6 protein-coding genes are annotated in these 6,908 nt (G+C 61.5%); all 6 read right to left on the reverse strand.

Features of this window, described 5'->3' with window-relative positions:
• Positions 1-1,329: FGGY-family carbohydrate kinase (locus AB4Z11_RS18040; protein WP_442026636.1), on the reverse strand; the 1,329-nt coding region annotated here is incomplete at its 3' end.
• Positions 1,326-2,342, reverse strand: coding sequence for an ABC transporter permease (locus AB4Z11_RS18045; protein ID WP_442026638.1), 1,017 nt, complete (start codon positions 2,340-2,342; stop codon positions 1,326-1,328). The genes AB4Z11_RS18045 and AB4Z11_RS18040, both read right to left, overlap by 4 nt.
• The gene (locus tag AB4Z11_RS18050; RefSeq protein ID WP_442026640.1) at positions 2,339-3,331 is read right to left on the reverse strand and encodes an ABC transporter permease; all 993 of its coding nucleotides are present in this window, start codon (positions 3,329-3,331) and stop codon (positions 2,339-2,341) included. Before AB4Z11_RS18050 ends, AB4Z11_RS18045 begins: the two co-directional genes overlap by 4 nt.
• A complete protein-coding gene (locus AB4Z11_RS18055; RefSeq protein WP_442026642.1) occupies positions 3,328-4,830 on the reverse strand; it encodes a sugar ABC transporter ATP-binding protein in 1,503 nt (500 codons plus the stop codon). Before AB4Z11_RS18055 ends, AB4Z11_RS18050 begins: the two co-directional genes overlap by 4 nt.
• Before the next feature lie 6 nt (positions 4,831-4,836).
• Entirely contained in the window at positions 4,837-5,802 is a 966-nt protein-coding gene (gene rhaS, locus AB4Z11_RS18060; RefSeq protein ID WP_442026644.1) for a rhamnose ABC transporter substrate-binding protein, read from the reverse strand.
• A 38-nt stretch (positions 5,803-5,840) separates the two neighbouring features.
• The gene (locus AB4Z11_RS18065) at positions 5,841-6,707 is read right to left on the reverse strand and encodes a DeoR/GlpR family DNA-binding transcription regulator (protein WP_442026643.1); all 867 of its coding nucleotides are present in this window, start codon (positions 6,705-6,707) and stop codon (positions 5,841-5,843) included.
• Positions 6,708-6,908: the final 201 nt, after the last annotated feature.

Consider the following 6,908-nt stretch of genomic DNA (forward strand, 5'->3'; position numbering starts at 1 on the left):
GCGCTGGCGATAGCCCTCCAGGCCCGCCAGCGCAAGCGGTTCCGCAACGCGACCATGCAGCTGCGGCGACCCATCGCGCCGATGCAGCAGCCAGCCGCCGCAAGTCGTGCCGCTCGTGTCATCAGTCGCCGTCACGGCCGCCCGCGCGCGCAGTGCTGCCAGCACTGGAGCGAAATGCGGGTTCCCCGTGAACGCACCTTCCACCACGACAGCGCCCTGCACGTCTAACGCAGTCAGGCAGAAGTCGCACATGAGCGCCACATACAAGGTCGCCAGGGCGTACCGTTCCGCCGCGCTGGCCGGCGCGGGGCCAGCGATACGGCCGCTCTCGTGTGCGAAAGGTCCGGCTGCGGCGAAGCTTGGCAAGGCAAACGTGCCTTGCTCAACGATTTTTGCCAGATCATCTACACTGCATGGCGTAGGCGCGTCGCCGGCAATCGCGCCAAACTCCCGCCCGCCCATGAAGCGCATGCACGCCACGGCTTGTCCGAAGGCGCTGCTGTTCGCCAGCATGTCAGCTTCTTCGCGCAAGCCCTCCAGGGCCTTGCCCGGCGCCGCAGCAATCACCCAGGTGCCGGTCGACAGCACCGCAGGCGGCTCGGCGCCGCCGAGATGCCGCAACAAGGAAGCATTGCTATCGTGGATGCCGCACAGGATCTGGCAGTTCGCCGGCAAGCCCGTCTGCGCCGCCAGATCGGGCTTCAGAGCCCCAAGCGACTGCCATGCCAGCTGAAGCGTCGGAAACAGATGATGCCAGCCCATGCGCTCAACCAGCGCCGAGTAGCGCTGGCGTGCCGGCTGCCACAAATCCGTGTGACAGCCCAGCGACGTCACCTCGCTCGCCGCCACGCCGGACAAGCGCCACGCCCAATACTGCGGATACATCAGGACGTGCCGCGCCCGCGCAAACGCCGCAGGGAAGGCCATCGCCTGCCACACCAGCTGGCTGCCGAGATTCAGCCCGGTGCCGAGACGCGGAGAGTAGGAATTGACGTAAGCAGGCCGCAACTTGCGGTAACGCTCAACATGCTCGGGAGGCAGCTCATATTCGTAGTCCAGGACCGGTAACACCAGGCCTTCATCATCGACCAGCGCCGCAGTCGCGCCATGCGTGACCGGCACGATGGCGCCAATGCTGGCCTGCTGCGCAAAGCCGCGCAGCACATCCAGCATCCAGGTCCAGAGGCCTTCCGTATCGTGATGCGGGTACGGCCCATCGCGCAGGATGCTATTCGGCCTACGCTGCTCGGCCAGCTGCGTGCCATCGGCCGCAATCAGCGTCAGCTTGGCATTGGTCTTGCCGATATCGAGAACAACAGTCGCCGTCATTTGGCCACCTTGCGGCCGCGCAGCAGCCGCGGCAAGGCAATGGTCACCAGTAGCAGTACGCCGACCGCAATCGTCATGTAGATGCCGGGGATATTGGCCAGCGACAGGCCAAAGGTCACCATCCCCAGCGTCAGCACGGCCAGCATCACGCCGCCGATGGTGCCTGCGCCGCCGGAAATACTCACGCCACCGAGAATGACCATGGTGATCACTTCCAGCTCCCAGCCCATCGCAATGTTCGGGCGCGTGCTGCCGATGCGGCCCGTCAGCAGGAAGCCTGCCAGTCCGGCCATGGCGCCTGTCAGCATGAACAGCATGAAGCGGTAACGGTCAACCGAAATGCCGGAGAAGCGTGCCGCAACAGGGTTATTGCCGATGGCGTAAATGCGGCGTCCCCAGCTCGTCGCATGCAGCATGAAGGCAAACAGCGCCGCAAAGACCAGCAGCACGGTGAATTCGCGTGGCAGCGAACCAAAGAAATAGCCCTGGCCCCAGTCGGCCATCAATTGTGGGTAACCGGTGAAGGCCTGGTCGCCCAGCACCACGCTTGCCAGGCCGCGGAATAGCGACACCGTACCGATGGTGACAACGATGGAGGGCAGGGCGAAGCGCGTGACCAGCACGCCATTCAGCGCGCCGCAAGCCGTGCCGGTCGCCAGCGCCACGAACAGCAGGCTTTCCGCCGGCCAGCCCGCAGCTTTGGCCATCCCCATTGCCACCGAAGACAGCGCAAGAATGCCGGACACCGATATGTCGATTTCGCGGCAGATGATCAGTAGCGCCATCGGCAATGCGATCAGCGCCTTCTCGCTGAAGTTGAACGTGCCGTCAGCCAGGTTGTCGATATCGAGGAAATTCGGCAGCACCACGCTGTTGATGGCGAAGACGGCGATCAGCAGCAATGCGAGCAGAGATTCCCAGCGCCCCAGCAGGGTGCCAAGGCGGAAGCCAGGACGATCGAGAATGGTGTAGCGTGAAGTGCTGGGAGCGGACATGAGCGGAACGGAGTTCATACAGCACTCCTTGCATTGTTAGTCAGGTGCAGCGACAGGATCTGACGGCCCTTGCTGCGGTTGCCGCGTGCATTGATCAGCACCGCGGTCAGAATCACGAGACCCGTCAGCGCGCTTTGCCAGAACGGCGAAACCTGTACTACCGGCAACGCATTGCCGATCACGCCGAGGAAGAGGGCGCCGAGCACCGCGCCCAGCACCGAGCCGGAACCRCCGGCGATGCTGGTGCCGCCGATGACACAGGCAGCGATCACGGTGAATTCAAAGCCGTAGGCGATCTCGGTGTAGGCAACCGCGTAGCGCGCTACCCACAGGTAGCCGCACAGGCCCGCTACGGCGCCGGACAAGCCGTACGTCCAGAACAGGCGACGCGCAATCGGAATGCCGACGTAGCGCGCGGAAGAAGGTTCGTTGCCAATGGCGTAGAGGTCGCGGCCGAAGCGGCTATGGCAGGCGAGGAACCACACCGCCAGCGCGGCCGCCGCAGCGATCCACACCAGATGCGTGAGACCCAGCAAGCGCTCCAGCGGAAAAGCGATAAACCCATCCGGCATCTCGTGCGAGTTCACCCAGGCGCCGCCGGATAGCACGAACACCAAGCCGCGATACACGCTCATCGTGCCCAGTGTGACGACGATGGGCGGCAGCTCCAGATAGCCAATCAGCCAGCCATTGAGCAGCCCGAGCACGAGTCCCAGCCCAATCGCAACCAGCACGACGACAGGCAGCGGCAAGCCCGGATTGCGCGAAGCCAGCAGCGCAGCCGCCATGCCCGATAGCGCCAGATTCGACGCCACGGACAAGTCCACGCCACGCGTGACGATGACCAGCATCTGTGCCAGTGCAAGCATGATGAGCAAGGTGCTGTCCGTCAGCAGATTGCCCAGGCTGGGAATGCTGAAGAAGACCGGCGCACGCACACCGACCAGCAGAATGAGGGCAACGATCGAGAGCGCGAGCTGTGTTTCGCGTAGTTTAAGAATCTTCATACCGTCTCCAGCGCGGACGCCGCCGCCACCACGCGTTCGGGCGTCGCTTCATCGCGGCTGAACACTTGTTTGACATGGCCCTGGTGCATGACGACCACGCGGTCGGCCAGGCCCAGTACCTCCGGCAGTTCGGACGACACGAGAATCACGGACAAACCTTTCTCCACCAGCTGGCTGACAAAGCGGTGCACGGCAGCTTTGGAGCCGATATCGATGCCCTTGGTCGGCTCATCGAGAATGATGACTTTCGGCTGCGTCGCCAGCCATTTGCCCAGCACGACCTTCTGCTGATTACCGCCCGAAAGCTCGGACACATTTTGCGTCAGGTGGCTGGCCTTCAATTCCAGCTGTTCCGCGTAATGGCGCGCGATGGCGCATTCGTCCGAGCGGCGCTTGCGCAGGAAGAAGCCAATCCGCGACAGGATCGGCAGCGTAATGTTCTGCATGATGGGCAGCGACAAGTGCGCGCCCTGGTGCTGGCGGTCCTCCGGCACATAAGCGATGCCGTGTGCGACGGCGTCCTGCGGGCAGCCGATGCGTACCGGCTTGCCTTCAAGCTTCACGCTGCCGCAGACGTTACCCGTCAGCCCGAACAGCGCCTGCATCACTTCCGAGCGGCCCGCACCGACGAGGCCATAGAAGCCGAGGATCTCGCCGCGGCGTAGCTGGAAGCTGACGTTGTCGAATTCCGTAGGGTGGCACAGCTGGTCGACTTCCAGCAGCACTTCGCCGGGTGTGACATCCGCCTTGGGATAAGCATCCTGCACGGCGCGGCCGACCATCAGTGCGACCAGTTCCGATTCCGTGATATCGGCGAGCGAACCATCGGCAATGAACTGGCCATCGCGCAGAACCGTGTAGCGGTCGGCAACGGTAAAGATTTCGTCGAACTTGTGCGAGATGAAGATGACCGCCGTGCCGGCAGCGCGCAGCTGGCCGATGATGCGGTACAGCTCCTGGATTTCGCGCTGGGAGAGGGAGGCAGTCGGTTCGTCCAGGATCACCACGCGAGCATCCTGCGACAGGGCGCGTGCAATTTCGACAAAGTGGCGCTGCGCCACGCTCAGGTCCTTCACGCGCGCACGCACGGGCAGGGAGACTTCCAGCCGTTCGAACAGCTTCTCCGCTTCGGATTCGATCTGCTTCCAGTTGATGCGTCCACCACGGCAGGGCTGGCGGCCAACGTAGATGTTCTCCGCCACGGTCAGTTCATCGAACATCACCGTTTCCTGGTGCACGGCGGTGATGCCGGCGCATTGCGCATCCTGTGGAGAACTGAACGCGACTTCCTTGCCGCCCAGCCGGATACTGCCTTCATCCGGCTGATAGATGCCGGTCAGCGTTTTGACCAGCGTGGACTTGCCCGCGCCGTTCTCGCCGATCAGCGCCATCACTTCGCCGGCGCGGACCGAGAGCCCAACCCTGTTCAGCGCGACAATGCCCGCGAAACGCTTGCTGATGCCGGACAGCTCCAGCACTGGTGCTTGCATAGGCTGCATAACATCTCAGAAAATCTTGGAGAACTTATCGACGTTCTCTTTGTTGTAGGTGAAAGGCGGAGCCATTGCTGCCTCGCCGTGTGCATCGAGGGCGATGGTGCCCATGCGGCCTGCATTGACGCTGCCGCCCGGCTTCGCATTCGGATCGCCCTTGACGAAGTCGTAGGCCGCGTAAGTCGCTGCGTAGCCCAGATCGATCGGATTCCAGATCGCGAATTCGCGCACCGCACCGCTCTTCACATGGCCCGCCATTTCGGACGGCAGGCCAAGGCCGGTGACAAAGACCTTGCCCACCAGGTGTTCATCCACCACCGCTTTGCTGGCGGCGTTGATGCCCACCGTGGTCGGCGCAATGATGGCTTTCAGGTTTGGATTGCTGCGCAGGAGGCCGATCGCTTCGCGGTAGCTCTTGTCCGACTGGTCATCGCCGTACACGGTGGCCACCAGCTTCAGTTTCGAGAATTCCGGCTTGGCCAGATCATCCTTCATCACCTTGATCCAGATATTCTGATTGGTGGCTTGAGCGGACGCCGAGAGAATCGCGATTTCGCCGGCACCGCCAATGGCTTCGGAGGCCATCTCCAGCTGTTTGCGGCCGATCAGTTCCGCGTTCGATGGATTCAGCTGCATCAGGCGACCTTCTTCGGCCAGCCCGCTGTCGAAGGAAATCACCTTGATCCCGCGCGCCATGGCTTTTTTGGTGATCGGCACCAGCGCATTCGGATCGTTTGCAGAGATCACGATAGCGCTAACTTTCTGACTGATCAAAGAATTGATTATCTCGATTTGTCCTTCAGCGCTCGGCGTTGTCGGGCCGGTGTAGATGATCTCAACATCCTTCAGCTGCGCGGCTGCTTCGTTGGCGCCGGCGTGGGCGGCGTCGAAGAAGCCATTGCCCAGGCTTTTCACCACCATGGCGATGCGTACTTTCTCCGGCTTTTTCTCGCCGCAGCCGACAACCGCCGTGAGCATGCCTGCGGCCATCGCCGCGATCACTAATCTTCTGAGTTTCAATGCGATGTCTCCGTGTGATAGAGCGCTGCGGACTGGAAGTCAAAGTTCGGCGCGAACGTGGAGGGGCTGACGGATTGCGGCAGCGCTTCCGGCGCCACGGTCACCACATGCACGCCCGATTGCTCAAGCAGCTGCACTGCGGAGTCGGAGGCGTTGGTATCGGTGATCACGGTGGATACGCGATTCAGGCCGCACAGGATCAGGCCAGCCTTCTTGGCGAACTTCGAGCTATCGGCCAAAACGATCAATTCTTCGGCCTGACTGATCAAACGCTGCTCCGCTTGAATCAAAAGCGGATCAGCTTCCATCAATCCGAGCAGGGAAAGCCCATACACGCTCATGAACATCTTGGCGGCGTAATGGTGCTGGGTGATGTCGTTGTCGAACGGGCTGAGAATCACATTCTGCTCACGATAGACCTTGCCACCGGGGAGAATGATCTCGTTATCGCTCGAAACGAGCAGGCGCTCGGCCATCAGGAAGGAATTCGTGAGGATCTTCAGGTGTTTATCCATCAGGAATTCCGCCATCATGAAGGTGGTCGTGCCGCCATTGATGATGATGGTTTCGCCTTCCGAGCACAAGCTCGCCGCATAGCGGGCGATGGCGCGTTTGCGCTCGGCGTGGCATTCGATATTGTGCTGGAACGTCTCGCTCGTGAGCGGGAAGCTGCGCTTCTTCTGCGGCAGATTGGCGGCTCCTCCCCGTGTGCGCGTGAGCAGATTCCGCGCAGCGAGCCAACTGATATCCCGCCGCACGGTGGCGGGGGAGGCGCTTAGCCACTCAACCAGCTGTGGAACGCTGGCGGTTGTATGTTCCGAGAGTAGCTTGAGCAAACGTTTACGGCGCTTGTGATTCACCATCTTCGTCTCCTTTGTGTTGTGCCATCCTCAGTCCCGTAGCCGGTCCGGGTGGCAACTTTATTAAGACGAGACTAATCAAATCCCAATCGAGCGTCAATCAGAACATAATCAAATCGGTGATTATTTCTTGTGCATTGCGTGATTGGATGCGTATTTCGATCATCATTATGATTATTCTGTTCTTAGTCATCATGTTGATTG

Source organism: Pseudoduganella sp. RAF53_2, assembly GCF_052113985.1.
Classification (GTDB): Bacteria; Pseudomonadota; Gammaproteobacteria; order Burkholderiales; family Burkholderiaceae_D; genus Rugamonas.

Bases quoted from the DNA above. Each gene is read 5' to 3' on its own strand.
- rhaS (WP_442026644.1), bottom strand. From the start codon at position 5,802: ATGCTCACGGCGGTTGTCGGCTGCGGCGAGAAAAAGCCGGAGAAAGTA.
- AB4Z11_RS18065 (WP_442026643.1), bottom strand. From the start codon at position 6,707: ATGGTGAATCACAAGCGCCGTAAACGTTTGCTCAAGCTACTCTCGGAA.
- AB4Z11_RS18055 (WP_442026642.1), bottom strand. From the start codon at position 4,830: ATGCAGCCTATGCAAGCACCAGTGCTGGAGCTGTCCGGCATCAGCAAG.
- AB4Z11_RS18045 (WP_442026638.1), bottom strand. From the start codon at position 2,342: ATGAACTCCGTTCCGCTCATGTCCGCTCCCAGCACTTCACGCTACACC.